This is a genomic window from Petrotoga sp. 9T1HF07.CasAA.8.2 (assembly GCF_002895585.1).
GTDB classification, from domain to species: Bacteria; Thermotogota; Thermotogae; order Petrotogales; family Petrotogaceae; genus Petrotoga; species Petrotoga mobilis.
Map to the genome: position 1 here is coordinate 13428 of NZ_AZRI01000029.1, position 19614 is coordinate 33041.

Below are 19614 nucleotides of genomic sequence, written 5' to 3' on the forward strand. Positions count from 1 at the left end.
GAAAATATAAATGTTTACAATTTTACCGAAGAAAGGGATTTCTTTGGGTCTTGGGGATAGAATAGGAATTGCAACCCCGGGCCATATAAAAGTTGCAAAGAAATACAACTTCTTTCCTGTTTTTGCACAACAAAGTATTAGGGAGTTAAACTTCACTGGAAGAACGTTTACTGATGTAAGAAAAGACGTACTAAACGCACTTGTTGAGGAAAACTATGTTGAAAACAGTGGATTTGATGGAGATCATTTGAAAAGTGATGAGGAGATTCAATATGCTTTAGATTCGGGAATTACAATGCTCACTTTGGATTGTTCAGAACATATGAATAAAGATTCTTCTATAAAAGACCAAATATTTGAACAATTTTATAACAAAAGCTTTTTTGTAAACGATATGCCCATAGAATATTCAGATAAAAACGAATTGAATAAAATTGTTTCAATTTATGCCAGTGTTATCGAAAGAGTTATAGATGTATGGAACAAATTTCCAAAGGTTAATAAAAAAGAGGTAACTTTTGAAGTTTCAGTTGACGAGACAGATGTTCCAACAGATGAAAAAACACATTTTTTGATCTCTAAATATATCTACGATGAAGGGGTAAAAATAGATACACTAGCTCCACGTTTCCCTGGGGAGTTTCAAAAAGGTATTGATTATATAGGAAATATACAAGAGTTTAAAAAGTCTCTTATCAAACAAGACAAAATAGCCAAATATTTTGGATATAGGCTTTCCATTCATTCTGGTAGCGATAAATTCTCTATTTATCCCATAATAGGTGAAGTTACTCAAGGGAATTACCACCTAAAAACATCTGGAACCAGCTATCTCGAAGCTATTAAGGTTGTAGCTCAGAAAGATCCAGAATTCTTCAAAAAAATCTGGCAAACATGTCTTGATAAAAGAGAAGAAATGGATAAATACTACCATCTTTCCTGTGACCCATTCTCAGTTCCAAAAGATTTATCTCCAACAGAATACCTACAAAACCCAGATGCAAGGCAAACCCTGCACGTTTCATATATGTTCGTTTTAAACCCTCAATACGACTTCAGAGAAAAGTTTTTTGAGATTCTTACAAAATACCAAAATGAATACCATGAAAACGTTGCGAATCATATAGAAAAACATGTGAAAGAACTTAAAATTGAAGAAACAAAATAAAAACAAAAAACTAAGAAAAAAGGAGCATTTATTAGCTAATCTTAAATAATTGCCAATAAATGCTCCTAATTGGTTAAAATCGGATTTGACAAGTAGGCGTTATTTTATTATAATTTTTTTGATTTGATATTAAGAAAGTTGCTTTCATAATAAGAAAATGAGTATCCTCAGTTCAAAAGTAAAATTATTGATTTTTCTTAAATATGTGAAAGGTTTAAAAAAACTTAAAATGCGTTTTTAGTGTTTCTAAAGAAATCATAAAAATACACTTATACAGGAGGGGTAAAGATTGAAAATAGGAATTATAGGAGCAGGTAGTGTTAGATTTTCATTGCAGTTAATAGGTGATATAGCTCAAACAGAGGAATTGGCAGATTGTGAAATATGCATGATGGATGTGAATGAACCACGATTAAATGCAACATATACATTAGCCAAAAAGTATTGTAAAGAACTTGGGTCAAATATTCAAATTGAAAAAACTATGAATTTAGAAGAGGCAATAAAGGGAGCAAGTTTCATAATAAACACCGCCTACCCTTATCCCAAAGAAATAGAAGACGGATATAAGAGATGGGAGATAGTAACAGAAATAGGTGAGAAACATGGGTACTATAGAGGAATAGACAGTCAAGAGTTTAACATGGTATCAACTTACTCTTACGTTATTTGTTCTTATCCGGATATAAAATTGGCACTTGATATTGCAGAAAAAACAGAAAAGTTAGCACCAAATGCTTGGTTAATGCAAACGGCTAACCCGGTTTTTGAAATAACTCAGATTGTCAAAAAATTAACTAAAGCCAAAATAGTAGGTTTTTGTCATGGTAGTTCTGGCGTTAATGGAATATTTAACTGTTTAAATTTACCCTCATCTAAGGTGGATTGGCAAGTTGCTGGTATCAATCATGGTATATGGTTGAATAGATTCAATTATGAAGGGAAAAATGCTTATGAATTACTTGATAAATGGGTAGAAGAGGAATCATACAAATGGGAATCAAGAGAGCCGTGGGATATACAACTATCTCCAGCTGCTATCGATATGTATAGATTTTATGGAATGATCCCAATTGGTGACACTGTTAGAAATGGAAGTTGGAAATACAACTACAATTTAGAAACGAAAAAGAAATGGTATGGAAAATTTGGGGGAATAGATAATGAAATAGAAAGGCCAAAATTTCATAATTCTCTCAGAGAGTCAAGGAAAAGGATGATCGAATTATCTAAAGAAATAGAAAAAGATCCCAATATTAAATTAACAGAAGTTTGGCCCGAAATTTTCAAAAAAGGTGTAATGAGTGGGGAACAACATGTTCCATTTATTAACGCCTTAGCTCATAATAAACAGGTAAGATTAATATTGAATGTGGAAAACAAAGGAACAATTAAAGATATCCCCGATGATATAGTTGTTGAGGTTCCTGTTTTGGTTGATAAAAGTGGCTTGCACCCGCAAACTTTAGAACCCGATCTGGACGAGAGGATTAAAGAATATTATCTGATTCCAAGAATTATGAGAATGAAAATGGCTTTAGAAGCTTACATAAAACGAGATGTGGAAATATTAAAAGAGTTTTTAATTAGGGATCCACGAACTAAATCATTCAAACAAGTTGAAGAAGTATTATCTGATATTATGAACCATCCAATCAATAAAGAATTGAAAGAATATTTTAATGTATGAGCACGTTAAAAGTTAGTATAAAAATTTGAAGTTTTTTATCTTAAATATTAGTTGGTTGAATAAACTTACTATTCTACTGGAAAAAGCTTTTTTCATTACTTTTTAACTACTAAATAAGGGAATAAACCTAGTTTTTGCTCTGTGACATATTGGTAGGAGTAAAAATTATAATTGGCAATTCCCATACTTTCATAAAATTACAAAAAAGACTTATAAAACGAAAAAATCATTTGTAGGGAATGAACTAAGGGGAATAGGGGGGACGATTTCCCAACATCATATAGTTGGCAGAAAACTTATCCCTTTTTTGTTGCCAATAGAAGATGTTCAACAAAACAGATTTTAGAGTTTATAAAGATTGTAATGATTTAACAAAAAGGAGGTGAAAAACATCAAAATATTGAGTAAATGGGTAAAAAGCATAAGTGATCAAGGAGGTGTAATTATGAACAAAAAGGTAGTGGTAGTAAGTTTGTTGATAGTCAGTTTATTAGTAACAAGTATCTTTGGTTGGAATGCTTATTCAACTCCTCAAGAATATTATCAAGAAACAGGCAAACGAATTACTGAATTCAAAGAATCACCAATACTTACTGAAAAAGTAAAACAAGGAGAATTACCACCACTAAAAGAGCGACTTCCTAAGGAACCTTTAGTTATTGTACCTGAAGAAGAAGTAGGTAAGTTTGGTGGAACATGGAGAAGAGTCTGGAAAGGACCTTCAGATCAATGGGGAGTGTACAAATTCAATGAACCACATCTTATTTATTTTAGTGCAGATGGTGGGGAATTTCTCCCTGGTGTAGCCAAAAGCTGGGAAGTTCTAGAAAATGGAAAAGTCTACATTTTTCATTTAAGAGAAGGAATGAAATGGTCTGATGGACATCCTTACACAGCAGATGACATAGTTTTTTGGGCAAATGACATAGTTGGAAACGACGAATATACAAGCGCTAAACCTGCATGGTATATGGCTGGAGGAAAAAGAGCAAAGGTAGAAAAAATCGATGACTATACCGTTAAATTTGAATTTGCAGAACCTTATAGTTTGTTTATGCTACAAGTGGCTTACAGCCAAGGATTTACTGGTGCCCCAAAACATTATCTAAAACAATTTCATCCGGATTACACACCTATGGAAGAAATAGAAAAGATTATTGAAGAAGAAAAAGGAAAGATGTATTCTTCTTGGGTAGACGTATTTGAAGATAAGTCTGACCCAATTTCAAACTTAGAACTCCCTAGTCTCTGGACATGGATACCTAAGACGGATCCAACAAGTTCATTTTATATTCTAGAAAGAAATCCTTATTATTTTGCCGTTGACATAGAAGGAAATCAATTACCATACATAGATACCGTAAGACATGAATACGTTATGGACAATGAAGTCATTCTGTTGAAAGCAATTTCTGGTGAAATTGACATGCAGTGGAGACACATTGGAATGATGGGAGCTGGTGTTGGTAATTATACCCTCTTAGCTATGAATAAGGAACGTGGAGATTATCAAATCTACAACTGGATAGCAGCCAATGGTTCTGTGAGCCAGTTAATGTTAAACACTTTTGACCATAGTGATCCTATCCTCCAAGAAATTTTTAGTGACGTGAGATTTAGACAAGCGCTGTCTCTAGGGATCAATAGAGAAGAGATAAATGAAATTTTATTTTCCGGTTTAGCTGAGCCTCGTCAAGCTTCTTTAGTAAGCGGGTCAGCTTATTACGATCCCGAATGGGAAAGTGCTTATGCGGAGTACAACCCCGAAAAAGCGAATGAGCTTTTAGATGAGATGGGGCTTGTATGGGATTCAAAGCATGAGTACAGGCTTAGACCAGATGGAAAACCTCTGCAATTTACGGTTCAAGTAGTGGGACAACCCCATGTAGACGTCTGGACTATGGTAAGAGAATACTGGAAAAATGACCTCGGCATTGAAATTGAAGTAGAAAACTTAGAAAGAAGTTTATACTATGAGAGGCTAGATGCGCATGACTTCGATGGACAAGTTTGGATGATGGATAGGGCTGCTCAACCTCTAGCTGATCCTTTCTTTGTTTTCCCAGGTGCTGCAGATATTTCTACAACTTGGTATGTAGGTTGGACAGACTGGATAAAAGCCTATATAGAAGGGGATGAACCAGAACCCGATGATATAGTACCTCCAGAACCAGTTATTGAGTTGGTTGATCTTTGGCTTGAAATACAAAAGACCACAGATGAAGAAAAATTAAAAGAATTGATGAAAGAAGTTACAAAAATACACAGAGAAAACTTATGGATGATAGGGACAGTTGGAGAAGATATTGCTCCTGTTATTGTTAAAAACAATTTCAAAAACGTAGCAAGAGAGCTTGTTACGGATGATGTGCTAAGATCTCCATTGAACACAATGCCGATGCAGTTCTATATTGATGAATAATTGTTATAGTTGTTCCCCTCAGCCTTATTGAAAAGGCTGAGGGGTACTTTAAAAAACATTTTTTAGATCAAACTTTTGAAAGTCTCTAAAATACAAATTGTTTTGGAGGTGTTTGGTACTATGCTTCAATATATAGTTAAGCGACTTCTTTTATCTATTCCTACAGTTCTTATTATAATTCTTCTTTCCTTTATTATAATGGAACTCCCCCCTGGAGATTATTTGACAACATATGAAGTGGCTCTGAGACAAAGTGGCGAAGAAGTTGACCTAGCCAAGATAGAACTCCTTAGAGAAAGATATAAGCTAGATAAACCTGTTTATGTTAGGTTTTTTTACTGGTTTGGCAACTTATTTAGAGGAGATTTTGGTTATTCAATGTTGTATGAGAAACCAGTTGCAGACCTTTTAGGAGCCCGAGTGTGGTACACTGTTTTGATATCTTCTTTGGCAACTGCGTTTGCTTGGGTAACAGGTTTCTTAATAGGGGTGTATTCTGGGACACATCAATATACTATAGGAGACTATGCGTTTACTGTTGTGGGCTACTTTGGAGTTTCTGTACCTAATTTTCTATTTGCTTTACTTTTAATGTGGGGTGCCTTCTCCGCTTTCGGATTAAGTTTAGGAGGATTATTTTCTCCTGAATATGCCTTGGCTCCATGGAGTTGGAGAAAACTATTAGACTTATTACAGCACCTTTGGATACCCGTTATTGTAACAGGGACTGCTACAATGGCCGGCCTCATTAGGGTCCTCAGAGGAAATTTGTTGGATGAAATTAACAAACCATATGTTACTGCTGCAAGAGCCCGTGGCGTTCCTGAAAATAAACTCACTTGGAAGTACCCTCTTCGGGTTGCTATTATCCCATTTTTAAGCACTGCAGGATGGACTCTTCCAAATATTATTTCTGGAGCGGTTGTTACTGGTATTGTACTCAATCTTCCAACTGTTGGTACTTTGTTGATGGATGCTTTGAAAGCTCAGGATATGTATTTGGCTGGAAGCATAATCTTAATTTTAACAATGTTTACTGTTATAGGAACGATAGTCTCTGATATTTTACTTGCTTGGGCGGATCCAAGGGCAAGACTTTCGTGAGGAAGGTGATTCAATTGTTCAATAAAAAGAAGAAATCGGAAGAAGCATATTATTATGCATCTGAAGCAAAACTAATTTGGTGGCGCTTTAAAAAGAATAAATTGGCAATTGTAGGAATGATAATATTAATTTTATTATACGTTGTAGGTATTTTTGCGGAGTTCTTCGCTCCATACGATCCTAACAAATTAAATAGTCGTTATGTATACGCACCACCTCAAAGGATAAGATTTATTAGGGACGGGCAATTAGTTAGGCCATATGTGTATGGTTACAAAATGGAAAGAGATCCCGAAACACTTCAAAGAATTTATTTAACGGACGAATCAAAAGTATATCCTGTCTCTTTTTTTGTGAAAGGAGACCCTTATAAATTATGGGGAATATGGGAATCAAATATTCATTTTATAGGAGTTGAAGAAGGTGAATTGTTCCTTTTTGGAACAGATAGAATGGGAAGGGACATGCTCTCAAGGATCATTTATGGTGCAAGAATATCAACAACTATAGGACTTGTGGGGGTTTTCTTGAGTCTAGTAATTGGTGTGGTTTTAGGTGGAATATCTGGTTATTATGGTGGAAAGGTAGATTTTACTATTCAAAGGTTAATAGAGGTGGTAAGAAGTATACCAGATATTCCATTATGGATGGCACTCGCTGCAGCTTTGCCTAGATACATGTCGCAAATACAAAGATATTTCGCTATAACAGTTATTCTTTCATTAAGAGGGTGGACCGATTTAGCAAGGGTTGTCAGAAGTAGATTTGTTACTTTAAGAGAAGAAGATTTTGTTATTGCTGCGAAGTTAGCCGGTGCAAAAGAATCTCGTATCATCTTTAGACATATGCTACCTTCCTTAACGAGCCATATGATAGTTTCTATCACTCTTTCAATTCCCGGTATGATCCTGGGAGAAACAGGACTTAGTTTCTTAGGATTAGGCTTACAATCACCAACAATAAGCTGGGGAGTTTTGCTTCAAGAAGCCCAAAATATCAGAACTGTTGCCTTACAACCTTGGTTAATGCTCCCTGCTTTATTTGTTATTATAACGGTTCTTTGCTTTAACTTTGTTGGTGATGGCTTAAGAGATGCTGCCGATCCTTATCATACATAATTAAGAATATAGAGAATGATAGGAGGAATAAGATGGAAAGTGAAAATATCCTTGATATAAAAGATTTAAATGTTTCTTTTAATTTACCTGAAGGTACGGTTAAGGTTTTAGATGGAATAAATTTTACTGTTAGAAAGGATGAAGTGTTTGGCATTGTGGGTGAATCAGGTTGCGGTAAAAGTGTAACCGCTTCTTCTATTTTACAACTTTTACCTAAGAATACTCAAAGATCTGGGGAAATTCTACTCCATACGGAAAATGGAATAATAAACATAACAAGTTTAATGCCAACTGATGAAAGAATGCGACAAATAAGGGGTAACGATATAGCTATGATATTTCAAGAACCCGCCGCATCTTTTTCACCAGTTTATACCATTGGAGAACAGATGATAGAAAATATCATACTGCACAAAACCCTTTCAGAAAAGGAAGCAAAAGAGATAGCTTTAGAAACGATAGAAAAAGTTAAAATTCCAGATCCAAAAAAAATTATAAATTCCTACCCTTTTGAACTATCAGGTGGGATGCTTCAACGATGCATGATAGCTTTAGCCCTTTCATGTAATCCTATGATATTAATAGCAGATGAACCAACCACCGCATTGGACGTTACTATCCAAGCCCAAATACTATATTTAATGAAGGAATTACAAAAAGAATTTGAAAGCTCAATTATTTTTATAACGCATGATTTAGGGGTTATTGCCCAGATGGCTGATCGAGTTGCAGTTATGTATTTGGGAAAAATTGTTGAAGAAGGAACTGTTTATGATATTTTCAACAACCCCCTTCATCCATATACAAGAGCACTAATGACTTCTATACCAAAAATTGGAATAAAAAAGACACGATTAGAAGCAATAAAAGGTATCGTTCCTGATCCTTTCAACAAACCTAAAGGCTGTAGCTTTCATAACAGATGTCCTAATTACATAACAGGAGTGTGTGATGAGAAAGAGCCAAAAAATATCCCCTTTTCTAAAGATCACACCGTTGCATGTTTTTTGTATGGAGGGAAAAACGATGAATGAGAAAACTATTAGCAATAAAGTCCTTCTTGAAGTATCAAATTTAAAAAAGTATTACCCAATAAAAAGAGGGATTTTTTCAAAAATTGTTGGACATGTGAAGGCTGTGGATGATGTAAGTTTTTCGATCAAAAAAGGAGAAACCCTCTCACTTGTAGGAGAATCCGGGTGTGGGAAAACTACAATTGCAAAAACTATTTTAAAAGCCCTTGAACCAACGGAAGGAAATATCTTTCTTCATGTTAACGGAGAAAAAATAGATGTATCCAATATAAGCAAAAAAGATGAAAAGCTATTAAGGAAATCTGCTCAAATGGTGTTTCAAAATCCTTTTACATCTCTAAACCCTCGAATGAAAGTAAGAGATATTATAGGTGAACCTCTACAAGTAAATAAAATAGCAAAAGGAAAAAAACTTCAAGAAGAAGTTGAAAAATTAATGGAAACAGTAGGATTAAGGAAAGAATATTTAATAAGATACCCCCATGCATTTAGTGGGGGCCAAAGACAAAGAATAGTTATAGCAAGAGCGTTAGCTCTAAGGCCTGAATTAGTTGTACTTGATGAACCGGTAGCAGCTTTAGATGTATCCATAAGAGCACAGATTTTGAATCTTTTAATGGATTTGCAAGAACAGTTTAATTTGACATATCTTTTCATTTCTCATGACTTAAGCGTTGTTGAACATATAAGTGATAGAGTCGCGGTTATGTATTTAGGCAAGATTGTTGAATTAGCAGATTCTAAAGAAATTTTTGAAGATCCCAAACATCCATATACAGAAAAGCTTTTGGAAGCTGTTCCAATTCCGGATCCAAAAAAAAGAGCTGAACAATTGAAACCTTTGGAAGGAGAAGTTCCTGATCCTGCTAATCCTCCAAAAGGGTGCTATTTTCATCAACGTTGTCCTTATGCTCAAGATATATGCAAAAAAGAATATCCCCCTCTAAAAAATTTAGGAAACGGGGAAAATGAACATTTAGTTGCGTGCCATTTTGCTTCTCAACTCTCTTTAAAAGGTTTAAAAGTTTATTGAAGGTATTAAAAGGTAGTTACAATGCATGTTTTAGAGTTTCTAAAAGCTGCAAAAGATGGCAAAATAAGGAGGTTTTAATCTATGTTAGATAAAGAAACATATGAAAAAGTCAAAAATAAAAGTTTGGAACTTTTTGAGAAAGCTGGTATCGCTCTAAGAGAAGATGAAAAGGAAAACATCGAAATCGTTGATGGAGGATTAGAAAATATCGAAGAACTAGGTCTTGAAATTGTTACCTATGTAAATACTGATAGATACTGTGCTAAAGAAATGGTTCTTTTACCTAATCAAACATGTCCTGAACACAAGCATCCGCCTCATGATGGAGATATTGGAAAAGAAGAAACCTTCAGGTGTAGATATGGTAAAGTATTTCTTTTCGTTGAGGGCGAAAAGAACACTTGGCATGTGCAACCACCAAATGAATATTTCACAGCATCGCATGAAATAATTTTAAACCCAGCAGAGCAATACACCATACCTCCAAATACCTTACATTGGTTCAAGGCTGGAGAAGAAGGTGCCGTTATTTCTGAATTTTCTTCTTACAGTGACGATGCAACTGATATATTCACAGATCCAAACTTTAAAAGAGTATAATTTAAAAATATTTTTTCAAAATTAGTTAATATAATATATTTATTGTTATTGTAAATAATTATGGAACTAAATACAGGCTTGAGGTGAGGTACAAATGGAATTTATCATGAGATGGTTTGGAGAAGGAGATGACAGTGTATCGCTTTCACAAATAAAGCAAATACCTGTTATATCTGGAATAGCTGGAACTTTAGATGAAATTCCTGTTGGAGAAGTTTGGCCTCTTGACAAAATTGAAAATTTAAAAAATAAAGTAAATAAGGAAGGTTTAAAATTAGAAGTAATTGAAAGTGTAAATATCCATGAAGACATAAAAGCAGGTCTTGCAACGAGAGACCATTATATAGACAATTATATAAAGACTATACAAAATTTAAGTAAAATAGGAATCAAAATCATCTGTTATAACTTCATGCCGATTTTTGATTGGATAAGAACAGACTTATATTACAAATTAAACGACGGATCAACAACTATGGCCTATTTTGATGAAAAGATTAAAGATATAACTCCTGAACAACTCATTGATGAATTTAAGCGTAATTCAGCTGGGTTTTCGTTACCTGGATGGGAAAACGAAAAATTAAAGGACATAGAAAAACTTTTTGAAATTTTTAAAGATGTTAATGAGGAGAGGCTTTTTAAGAATTTAGAATATTTTCTTAAGGCTGTAATACCTGAATGTGAAAAATTAAATATAAAATTAGCAATACATCCTGATGATCCTCCTTGGCCTATCTTCGGTTTACCTCGGATAGTTAGCACAAAAGAGCAACTTGAAAGAATAGTGAAATGCATTGATAGCCCTTCCAACACATTAGCCATTTGTACAGGTTCTTTAGGTGCAAGGGAAGATAACAACATCCCACAAATAATTAGGCATTTTGGAGAGAAAGATAAAATTTCTTTTGTACATGTTAGGAACATCAAAAGAATCGGAAATAAAAGATTTTTCGAAACTTCACACATGTCTAAAGAAGGAACCTTAGATATGATTGAAATTCTTAAAGCTTTGTACGAAATAAATTTTAATGGATATCTAAGACCTGATCATGGAAGAAACATATGGAATGAGAAAGCAAGACCCGGATATGGCCTATACGATAGGGCACTAGGGGTAAGCTATCTATACGGCATGTGGGAAACATTAAATAAAATTAAATAATATAGAAAGGAGAGAAAAAGGATGAATTTGAAAGATAAAGTTGCAGTAATTACTGGTGGTGGTGGAATATTGTGCAGTACAATAGCGAAAGGCCTAGCAAAAGAAGGAGTAAAAACAGCATTATTGGATATATCAGAAGAAAAAGCAAAAGCTGTAAAAGATGAAATAATTGGGAAAGGCGGAGATGCTTTAGCTATCAAATGCGATGTACTAAAAAAAGAACAAGTCGAAAAAGCAAAAGAGATAGTGATTAATAAATATGGTAGATGTGATATTTTGATAAACGGTGCAGGAGGGAATCATCCTAAAGGAACTACCACAAAAGAAATTTTTGAATTAACTGATTTGGGAAAAGAAGATTTGACCACTTTTTTTGATTTGGAGCAAAACGGATTTGAGTTTGTATTTAATCTCAATTTTTTAAGTGCTTTTATCGTATCTCAAGTTTTTTTAGAGGAAATGGTAAAGCTTGAAAACTCCACAGTAATTAATATATCCTCTATGAGCGCTTTTTCGCCGATGACAAAAGTTGCAGCATACAGTGCAGCAAAAGCTGCGGTAAGTAATTTCACTGCTTGGTTAGCTGTCCATTTTGCAAAGGTAGGAGTAAGAGTAAATGCAATAGCTCCTGGTTTCTTCTTAACAGAACAAAATAAGAACTTACTATTAGATAAGGAAGGAAAACCTACCGAAAGGCATCAAAAAATAATCAACAACACACCAATGGGAAGACTAGGTAAGCCTGAAGAACTTATAGGAACAATTAAATGGTTATGTAATGAAGAAGATTCTGGATTTGTTACCGGTACTGTTATTCCAATAGATGGAGGATTTTTAGCTTATTCTGGTGTTTAGTAATTTTGATTTTTTAGTAAAATAAAAAATTTGTAGTTATTAATAGATTTTATAACTACTATGGTCCAAAAGTCAAAAAAGAGTGTAAAGTAATAAATAAAAAGGTCAGGAACGATAAAATTTTGAGGAGGATTCCATGGATAAATTAAAAGTGATGGAGCAAATTATAAATGTTGGAATAATTGCTGTAGTAAGAGCTGATTCTCCTGAAGAAGCATTGAAAATTGCCGACGCTGTTAAAAAAGGTGGCATCGAGGCTATTGAGATTACGATGACTGTTCCAGGAGCGAATGATGTTATCAAGGAGCTGAAAAAGGAATATTCAAAAGGAGAAATTCTTATAGGTGCGGGAACTGTTCTTGATCCAGAAACAACGAGAATTGCTATGTTAGCTGGAGCCGAATTTTTTGTAAGTCCATATCTAAACAAAGAGATGGTAAAAATATGCAATAGGTATCAAAAAGTTTCTATGGCTGGGGCAATGTCAATAAAAGAAGTGGTAGAAGCTATGGAAGTTGGTGCTGATTTTGTTAAATTCTTTCCAGGTAGTGCTTTTGGTCCTTCAATAGTCAAAGCAATTAAAGGACCTCTTCCTCAAGCACCGATAGTCCCTACAGGCGGTGTTAGTCTCGAAAATGTAGGAGATTGGATAAAGGCCGGCTGTGCCGCAGTTGGCGTTGGAGGAGAATTGACAAAAGGCGCAAAGTCGGGAGACTATGAACTTGTCCAGGAAACAGCTAAAAAATTTGTTGAAGCTATAGCAATGGCAAGATAATTTTTAAGAATACAAAATATATTTGAAAGGAGATATTGTAATGGCTAATAAAATTGTTACTTTTGGTGAAATTATGATGAGGCTTTCTCCCCCAAATTATTATAGATTTGTTCAAACAGATTCTTTTGATGTAACTTACGGTGGTGCTGAAGCCAACGTTGCTGCTTCTCTTGCCAATTATGGAGAAAATGTTTATTTTGTGTCAAAAGTTCCAGACAACCCGATAGGGCAATCGGCAATAAATCACCTAAGACGATATGGGGTAAAAACTGATTATATAATTCAAGGCGGAGAAAGATTAGGTATTTATTTTCATGAATTTGGAGCATCTCAAAGACCTTCTTTAGTCATTTATGATAGAAAATACTCATCTTTTGCAGAATCTCAACCTACAGAATACCCATGGGATAAGATTTTAGATGAGGCAAAGTGGTTTCATTTTACAGGGATAACACCTGCCGTGAGCGAGAATGCGGCACAGGCATGCCTGGATGCGGTGAAAACAGCAAAAAATAAAGGAATTATTGTTAGTTGTGATTTAAATTATCGGAAAAAACTGTGGTCATCTGAAAAAGCCAACGAAGTGATGTCAGAACTTATGAAATATGTCGATGTACTTATAGCGAATGAGGAAGCTGCTGAAAAGGTATTTAATATAAAAGCTAAAGATTCTGATGTATCCCAAGGAAATCTACAATTAGACGGTTATAAAAATTTAGCCAAACAAATTTCTGAAAGGTTTGATTTGAAAGGAATCGCTATAACACTCAGAGAAAGCTTTTCTGCTTTTGATAATGGTTGGGCAGGTCTATATTATGATGGCAGCAAATTTTATTGCTCCAAAAAATATCAAATCCTCATAGTTGATAGAGTAGGGGGAGGAGATTCCTTTGCCGGTGGGTTAATATACGCTTTAATAAACAATTATCCTCATCAAGAAGTAATAGAATTTGCTACAGCTGCCTCATGTCTGAAGCATTCTATAATCGGAGATTTTAACCACGTTACATTAGAAGAAGTGAAAACTCTAACAAAAGGAGATTCCACAGGTAGGATTCAAAGATAGATAAAAATGCCATCAAATAAAACTACAAAATCGAAAGGGGTTCAAAGTTCTTTTAATTATTAAAATTTGTGATATAATGAAATTCGGTATTTTACAGATAGGAAGGTGAAAATCTATTCAAACTATCAGAAAAGTTTTAGAAGTATTAGATTATATAGTCTATTCACCAAAACCAGTTTATGCAACAGAAATTGCAAGAGAGTTTGATATGTCTATATCTAATGCGTATAAGTACTTAGATGATTTGCACAAAGGAGGCTTGTTGTCAAAGAATAGCGATAAATCATATTTCCCGAGTTTCAAGCTTGTGGAGTATGGGAGTATTATTTTAAAAAAAATAAATCTAAGGGAGATTGCACATCCCCACTTAGTTGATTTAATGGTAAAAACAGGTCAAACAGTTCATTTGGCTATTAAAGAAGGATATGAAGGTATTTATGTAGAAAAGATAGAAGGTCCTAATTCTTTACCAATGATGTCAAGAATTGGTATGAAGATAAACCTTTATGCAACAGCATTTGGAAAAGCTATTTTGGCTCATTTACCTGAAGAAGAGATAGAAGAATATCTAGAAAATGTGGAGTTGAAAAAAAGGGGTAAAAACACAATTACTGATCCCAACAAATTGAAAAATGAACTTAAAAAAATAAGAGAAAGAGGATACGCAATTGATAACGAAGAAAATGAAATTGGGATCTATTGTATGGGGGCTCCTATTTTTAACTACGATAAAAAAGTTATGGCGGGTGTAAGTATTTCGATGAGTGCCTCTCGAGCCGAAGAAGAGAAAGTAGATGAATATATTCGTTATGTTAAGGAATGTGCCAAAAATATTTCCAAGTTGTTGGGGCATAAAGATTAAGGTTTTTCATGGCATTTCTCTAAAAGGCTCAACGATAATGGTTTCATAATTTTTATACAGCCACATTCCTGGCTTTGCTCCTTTTGGTTTCCATACGTTTTTTCTTTGAGTGTAATCAACCGCTACATTGGAGGACATTTTTGCTTTAGAAAATGTTGCAGCAACTCTTGCTGCGTAATCTATTACTTCTTCTGGTATTTCTTTACCAGAAGATTTTATTATTGTATGAGAGCCTGGGATCTCATGTGTATGAAGCCATATATCGGCTTGTGCTGCGGATCTTGTTAATTCATCGTTTTGTTTGTTATTTTTCCCAACTAGTATTTCAAAGCCTTTGTAATTAAATTTCCTAAAAGTTGTTTTTACTTTTCTTTCCCTTTTAGATTTTTTGTTTTCACTTATCAGCCCTATATTTTTCATTTCTTCTTTTATCTCTATTAAGGTTTCAATTTCTTCTGCGGAAGAGATTGTTTCAAATAACTGATTGTAATATTCAAGTTCGTTATTCACTTTTTTTATTCTTTTTTTAGCATGTTCAACTCTTGACTTTGCTCTTTTTATATTTTTGTACAATTTTTCCAGGTTTTGTGTTGGTGATAAAAGTGGGTCTATTTCAATTGTGACCTCCTCACCGGTATTCCAATCGGTTACTGTAAAGTATCTTTCACCTTTTTTTATTTTGTAGAGATAAGTTTGAAGAAGCTCTCCTCGTTTTTCAAAATCTTTTAGACCTTTTTCTTCATTTAAATCTTGTAATATTTGTTCTTTGGCTTTTTCTAGTCTATCAATTTCACTTTTTACCCTTTTTTCCAAATCCCTTTTTATTTCCAATAATCGTGATTGATTAGCCCTTTCTTGCAAGACTTTGAGCAACGCTTCTGATGGCTTTAATTCCTCGTATTCAAAATTATTGGGAGTTATTGCAGAGAAATCATATGAGTTCCCCTCTTTGAAGTAAAAAAGATAAGGCTCTTTGAGGTCTTGCACGGCTCTTTGGATCCCTATTTCTTTCAAAAACCCTATTGATTTTTTAGAAAACCCCATCAATCTATCATAATCAATATTTTCAATATTTTCTAAGTCTTCTTTCAATATATTTGTTTGAGAATCATCGTAGTAAGGTAGGTATTTAACCCCTGGAATTATGGGTCTAAATTCATCATAAACCCTTTTTAAAGATTCTTCTACTTTATTATCTTCGTTAACGAGTATTAAGTTGGAATTTCTTCCCATTAATTCGAAAAATAGCTTATATTTTCGCATAGTGGAAGTTTCTTGATCGTAGCTTTCAATTTCAAAGTAACCTATCCTATCTAAACCTAACTGCTCAACATTTACCACCCTTCCGTTTCTTATTTTTTTTCTTAAAAACTGTGAAAAGTTCGCTGGTTGTATTGGTACGTTTGGTTTTTGAGAAAGTAAAATAACATAGGAAGGGCTTTTTAACGAAAGAAGCACAAAACTTTGAGAGAACTGAATTAACACTTGGGATTTGATAGGTTGATATATATTTTTTATTCTATCCCCCACAATGTTGTCTTTTATTTCTTTTAATACTTTATGTAATACCAAACCATCAAAAGGCAAGTAAGACACCTCGTTTTATTTAAAATATAGCGCCCCTTCACCCCGCTGCCCGCCCATAATCTTTAAGGGGCTTTGCCCCTTAAGAACCCCAAATTCGCATAACATCGTTTGCGTAGCAAACGAGATTTTGGAAAACATTTCTAAAGCATTGCAAACAAACCATTTTGCACAAATCAGCAACAAGCGTTTTGCATAAAACGGCAAAAGCTAAGCAAATGAGATTAGGAAAGTTATTCAAAAACATTACGAAAAAAGACCTTTTTGCACAAGGCTGCAATAAGAACACAAAAGAGGCAAAAGAACCTTTGCCTCTTTTGTATTTTGTAAAAATCTATGAAATTGAAATTCTACGCTGCTGAGCTTTTCTTTCCTCTATCCATAAAACCAACTATCAAAGAAATAATACCAACGATGATGTCTATCCAGGCATGCCATGTTGGCATAGTTGCAACACTAAACCCAGCAATAGCCATTATCACAAGGTAAATTCCAACAACTATCAACCATGGTTTAGACATACTATCCCCTCCTTATGCAATCAACTTTAGACAAAATTAGTCGATAAATTTAAAGGAAAAATAGTGTGAAAATAAAAGTTGAATAAATTTATCAGCTTAAACACTAAGAAAATGATAAGATATATATGTTACAATTATAAAAACATTTAAATAATTTTATTTTAACAACAAAAATTATTATACTTTTAAAGTCTTCTTATTTGTGATACAATATCAAAGTACGGTAAAAATGCAAATCTGCTCTCATTATGCAAGGAGGTTCACCTGTGAGAAACAATAATAAAGCACGATTATTGTTATTAATATTTATTTTGTCTGGGATTTATTCTTTAGCTTCTACCGTCCTAATTTTAAATTCTTATAATCCTGGTTTATCTTGGTCAGATATAGAATTAGAAGGAATATATTCAGTTTTAAAAGATGAAGAAAATATAAATATATACGTTGAATATCTTGATAGTAAAAGGTTTGGCGATGATAATAGTTTAAACATATTCAAAGAGTACTTTGAAAAAAAATTTAGTAATTTTACTTTTGATGTCGTTATCGCTCTGGATAACAATGCTTTTGATTTTGTTTTATCAAATTATGAATCACTTTTTTTGGGAACTCCTATTGTTTATGCTGGGATCAATTACTATCAAGAATACGATTTGAATAACTTAGAATTTCTAAGTGGCATTGTGGAGACTCATGATATAAAAGAAACATTAGAGTTAGCACTAAATCTTCATCCATATACAGAGAATGTTTATGTAGTTGTTGATAATCAGACTAAAACTGGGGAACTTTTCAAGCAAGAAGTGGAGAATGATGTAATGCCTGAATTTCAGGGTATTAATTTTATCTTTCTAACTGATTCTCTTGATCAAATAAAAGAAGAGCTTGATACACCTTCGCAAAACTCAATAGCGCTTCTTTTAGCTTTTAGTAAGGATATTTATGGAAATTTTTATGATTATACCCAAGTAGAAGATTATATGGGACAATTTGATAAGCTTCCTATTTATACTACCTCAAGCGCGTATATGGGCAACAACGTTGTAGGAGGTAAAATTACCAGTGCATACGATCAAGGGCGCAAAGCCGGGGAAATAGCAATAGACTTATTAAGCGGAGCTGATATTAAAGAGTTACCAAGAATTTATTTCCCGGATAATAAATACGTTTTTAACTTTCCTGCATTGGAAAGATTTGGTATTTCGATTAGAAGCCTACCAGCAGATTCAACAATCCAGAACAAACCACCTTCTTTTTATGAAAATTACCCTGTGATTTTTTGGATAATAATGATTCTAGTGCCTTTTTCTATTGTATTTATATATGTTCTAAGAGAAGAAAATTTAAAGCTTCACTCTCTTTTGACTGAATTAAATGAGGCAAAGGAAGAGGCTCAAAGTTATAATGAAGAGCTTACAGCAGCAAATGAACAATTAACTTCCTACAACGAAGTGTTGATATCACAAAATGAGGAAATAGAAAGTAATTATCAAGAGATAGAACAACTGAATAATAAAATAATTCATCTGTTGGAAATTATATCCGAAGTTGGAAATGAAGAGGTAAAAATAGAAGATTTCTTTCAGAAATTTTTAAATACTTTGATCATAGAAATTCCAGAAGCTGATTATGGTAGTGTTTCTATAATAGAGGAAGATAGTTGGAGATTCTTAGCCGCTTTGGGTCATGATATTAATGGTTTAAAAAGTTTAAATCTTAAAAAAAGTTATGCTTTTATTGCTGAAGAATCTACTGTACTTGATAACATAATTTCATTGGATGAAGAAAGGATGACTGAAGATGTAGCAAACTTAATGTACAAATTTACCAAACCAATAAAATCCACACTGCTGAAAGCCATAAAAATAGATGAAAATAGGTATTTAGATATTTCACTTGATATTAAAAAAGGTAGCGATGAAAATTTTTCCGAAGAATCGGTAAGATTTTTTGATTCCTTATTAAATGTAGCAAGAATGTTTTTTGTCAATAGAATAAGAACGCAAGAGGTAAAAAATGCTTATGCAACCTTTTCAAGCAAGCTGTCTATATTAGCAGAATCACACGATGAAAACAGCAAGAAACATATCTACCGTGTAAGTGAATTATCTGCATTTTTTGCAGAAAAATTAGGTTTCCCCAAAGAACACGTTGAAAAAATAAGAGATTTTTCTCCACTTCACGATGTGGGGAAACTTTTTATTCCTGCCGAGATTCTTAATAAACCTGGTAAACTTAATGAACAAGAATGGGAAGAAGTGAGGAAACATCCACTATATGCCGATAATTTGTTGGATGATCCATATTTTGAAACAGCAAGAAAAATTGCCCTTTACCATCACGAACATTACGATGGCTCTGGGTATCCCTTTAGATTAAGGGGTGAGCTGATTCCCATTGAGGCTCAGATCGTTGGCTTGGTAGATGTATACGATGCATTAAGATCAAAAAGAAGTTATAAAGCAGCTTTTTCACATAGGGAAGCCATTGACATATTGTTAAATGGGGATCACAGGACAAAACCAGATCATTTTAACCCAAGACTCTTAGAAATATTGAAAAGATACGAAAAAGAAATAGAGGAAATGTATAAAAAATATGAAGAATAAAAAACAAA

16 protein-coding genes are annotated in these 19614 nt (G+C 33.7%); 14 read left to right on the plus strand and 2 right to left on the minus strand.

Features of this window, described 5'->3' with window-relative positions; all coding sequences use genetic code 11:
• The first annotated feature begins 10 nt into the window (after nt 1-10).
• The 13 genes from X925_RS05940 to X925_RS06000 all read left to right on the plus strand — a co-directional run bounded on the left by X925_RS05940 (nt 11) and on the right by X925_RS06000 (nt 14892).
• Nucleotides 11-1168, plus strand: a complete 1158-nt coding sequence (locus X925_RS05940) for a tagaturonate epimerase family protein (protein WP_121959411.1) — start codon at nt 11-13, stop codon at nt 1166-1168.
• A gap of 289 nt (nt 1169-1457) precedes the next feature.
• Nucleotides 1458-2858 carry an alpha-glucosidase AglA gene (gene aglA / locus X925_RS05945; protein ID WP_121959412.1) on the plus strand — a complete coding sequence of 467 codons (1401 nt, stop codon included), beginning with the start codon at nt 1458-1460 and terminating at the stop codon, nt 2856-2858.
• Between the two features lie 445 nt (nt 2859-3303).
• Nucleotides 3304-5280 (plus strand): ABC transporter substrate-binding protein, encoded by a 1977-nt coding sequence (locus X925_RS05950; RefSeq protein WP_121959413.1) that lies wholly within the window; start codon nt 3304-3306, stop codon nt 5278-5280.
• Between the two features lie 120 nt (nt 5281-5400).
• A complete protein-coding gene (locus X925_RS05955; protein WP_121959414.1) occupies nt 5401-6384 on the plus strand; it encodes an ABC transporter permease in 984 nt (327 codons plus the stop codon).
• An 8-nt stretch (nt 6385-6392) separates the two neighbouring features.
• Complete coding sequence (locus X925_RS05960) at nt 6393-7502, plus strand: ABC transporter permease (protein WP_369973998.1); 1110 nt, start codon at nt 6393-6395, stop codon at nt 7500-7502.
• A gap of 32 nt (nt 7503-7534) precedes the next feature.
• A complete protein-coding gene (locus tag X925_RS05965) occupies nt 7535-8536 on the plus strand; it encodes an ABC transporter ATP-binding protein (protein ID WP_121959416.1) in 1002 nt (333 codons plus the stop codon).
• On the plus strand, nt 8529-9569 hold the full coding sequence (locus X925_RS05970; RefSeq protein ID WP_121959417.1) for an ABC transporter ATP-binding protein: 1041 nt from the start codon (nt 8529-8531) through the stop codon (nt 9567-9569). The genes X925_RS05965 and X925_RS05970 overlap by 8 nt, the downstream gene beginning before the upstream one ends.
• Before the next feature lie 81 nt (nt 9570-9650).
• The gene (locus tag X925_RS05975; RefSeq protein ID WP_121959418.1) at nt 9651-10169 is read left to right on the plus strand and encodes a D-lyxose/D-mannose family sugar isomerase; all 519 of its coding nucleotides are present in this window, start codon (nt 9651-9653) and stop codon (nt 10167-10169) included.
• A gap of 94 nt (nt 10170-10263) precedes the next feature.
• On the plus strand, nt 10264-11334 hold the full coding sequence (gene uxuA / locus X925_RS05980; RefSeq protein WP_121959419.1) for a mannonate dehydratase: 1071 nt from the start codon (nt 10264-10266) through the stop codon (nt 11332-11334).
• 21 nt (nt 11335-11355) lie between these two features.
• Nucleotides 11356-12189, plus strand: a complete 834-nt coding sequence (locus tag X925_RS05985; RefSeq protein ID WP_121959420.1) for an SDR family oxidoreductase — start codon at nt 11356-11358, stop codon at nt 12187-12189.
• A 136-nt stretch (nt 12190-12325) separates the two neighbouring features.
• Complete coding sequence (locus X925_RS05990; RefSeq protein ID WP_103066513.1) at nt 12326-12964, plus strand: bifunctional 2-keto-4-hydroxyglutarate aldolase/2-keto-3-deoxy-6-phosphogluconate aldolase; 639 nt, start codon at nt 12326-12328, stop codon at nt 12962-12964.
• Between the two features lie 40 nt (nt 12965-13004).
• Nucleotides 13005-14030 carry a sugar kinase gene (locus X925_RS05995; protein ID WP_121959421.1) on the plus strand — a complete coding sequence of 342 codons (1026 nt, stop codon included), beginning with the start codon at nt 13005-13007 and terminating at the stop codon, nt 14028-14030.
• Between the two features lie 124 nt (nt 14031-14154).
• Nucleotides 14155-14892 carry an IclR family transcriptional regulator gene (locus X925_RS06000; protein ID WP_255408266.1) on the plus strand — a complete coding sequence of 246 codons (738 nt, stop codon included), beginning with the start codon at nt 14155-14157 and terminating at the stop codon, nt 14890-14892.
• Nucleotides 14893-14898: 6 nt separating this feature from the next.
• Here X925_RS06000 and X925_RS06005 read toward each other — a convergent pair whose 3' ends face one another.
• Together X925_RS06005 and X925_RS10315 are read right to left on the minus strand one after the other, a co-directional pair.
• The gene (locus X925_RS06005) at nt 14899-16479 is read right to left on the minus strand and encodes an NFACT family protein (RefSeq protein ID WP_158245427.1); all 1581 of its coding nucleotides are present in this window, start codon (nt 16477-16479) and stop codon (nt 14899-14901) included.
• 347 nt (nt 16480-16826) lie between these two features.
• The gene (locus tag X925_RS10315; RefSeq protein ID WP_158245428.1) at nt 16827-16997 is read right to left on the minus strand and encodes a hypothetical protein; all 171 of its coding nucleotides are present in this window, start codon (nt 16995-16997) and stop codon (nt 16827-16829) included.
• Between the two features lie 266 nt (nt 16998-17263).
• Between X925_RS10315 and X925_RS06010 the strand changes: the two genes are divergently transcribed.
• A complete protein-coding gene (locus tag X925_RS06010; protein ID WP_158245429.1) occupies nt 17264-19606 on the plus strand; it encodes an HD domain-containing phosphohydrolase in 2343 nt (780 codons plus the stop codon).
• Nucleotides 19607-19614 lie beyond the last annotated feature (8 nt).

Excerpts from the sequence above, each read along its gene's own strand:
- X925_RS05940 (WP_121959411.1), top strand. The coding sequence starts at position 11 with ATGTTTACAATTTTACCGAAGAAAGGGATTTCTTTGGGTCTTGGGGAT.
- X925_RS05950 (WP_121959413.1), top strand. The coding sequence starts at position 3,304 with ATGAACAAAAAGGTAGTGGTAGTAAGTTTGTTGATAGTCAGTTTATTA.
- X925_RS05955 (WP_121959414.1), top strand. The coding sequence starts at position 5,401 with ATGCTTCAATATATAGTTAAGCGACTTCTTTTATCTATTCCTACAGTT.
- X925_RS05965 (WP_121959416.1), top strand. The coding sequence starts at position 7,535 with ATGGAAAGTGAAAATATCCTTGATATAAAAGATTTAAATGTTTCTTTT.
- X925_RS05970 (WP_121959417.1), top strand. The coding sequence starts at position 8,529 with ATGAATGAGAAAACTATTAGCAATAAAGTCCTTCTTGAAGTATCAAAT.
- X925_RS05975 (WP_121959418.1), top strand. The coding sequence starts at position 9,651 with ATGTTAGATAAAGAAACATATGAAAAAGTCAAAAATAAAAGTTTGGAA.
- uxuA (WP_121959419.1), top strand. The coding sequence starts at position 10,264 with ATGGAATTTATCATGAGATGGTTTGGAGAAGGAGATGACAGTGTATCG.
- X925_RS05985 (WP_121959420.1), top strand. The coding sequence starts at position 11,356 with ATGAATTTGAAAGATAAAGTTGCAGTAATTACTGGTGGTGGTGGAATA.
- X925_RS05990 (WP_103066513.1), top strand. The coding sequence starts at position 12,326 with ATGGATAAATTAAAAGTGATGGAGCAAATTATAAATGTTGGAATAATT.
- X925_RS05995 (WP_121959421.1), top strand. The coding sequence starts at position 13,005 with ATGGCTAATAAAATTGTTACTTTTGGTGAAATTATGATGAGGCTTTCT.
- X925_RS10315 (WP_158245428.1), bottom strand. The coding sequence starts at position 16,997 with ATGTCTAAACCATGGTTGATAGTTGTTGGAATTTACCTTGTGATAATG.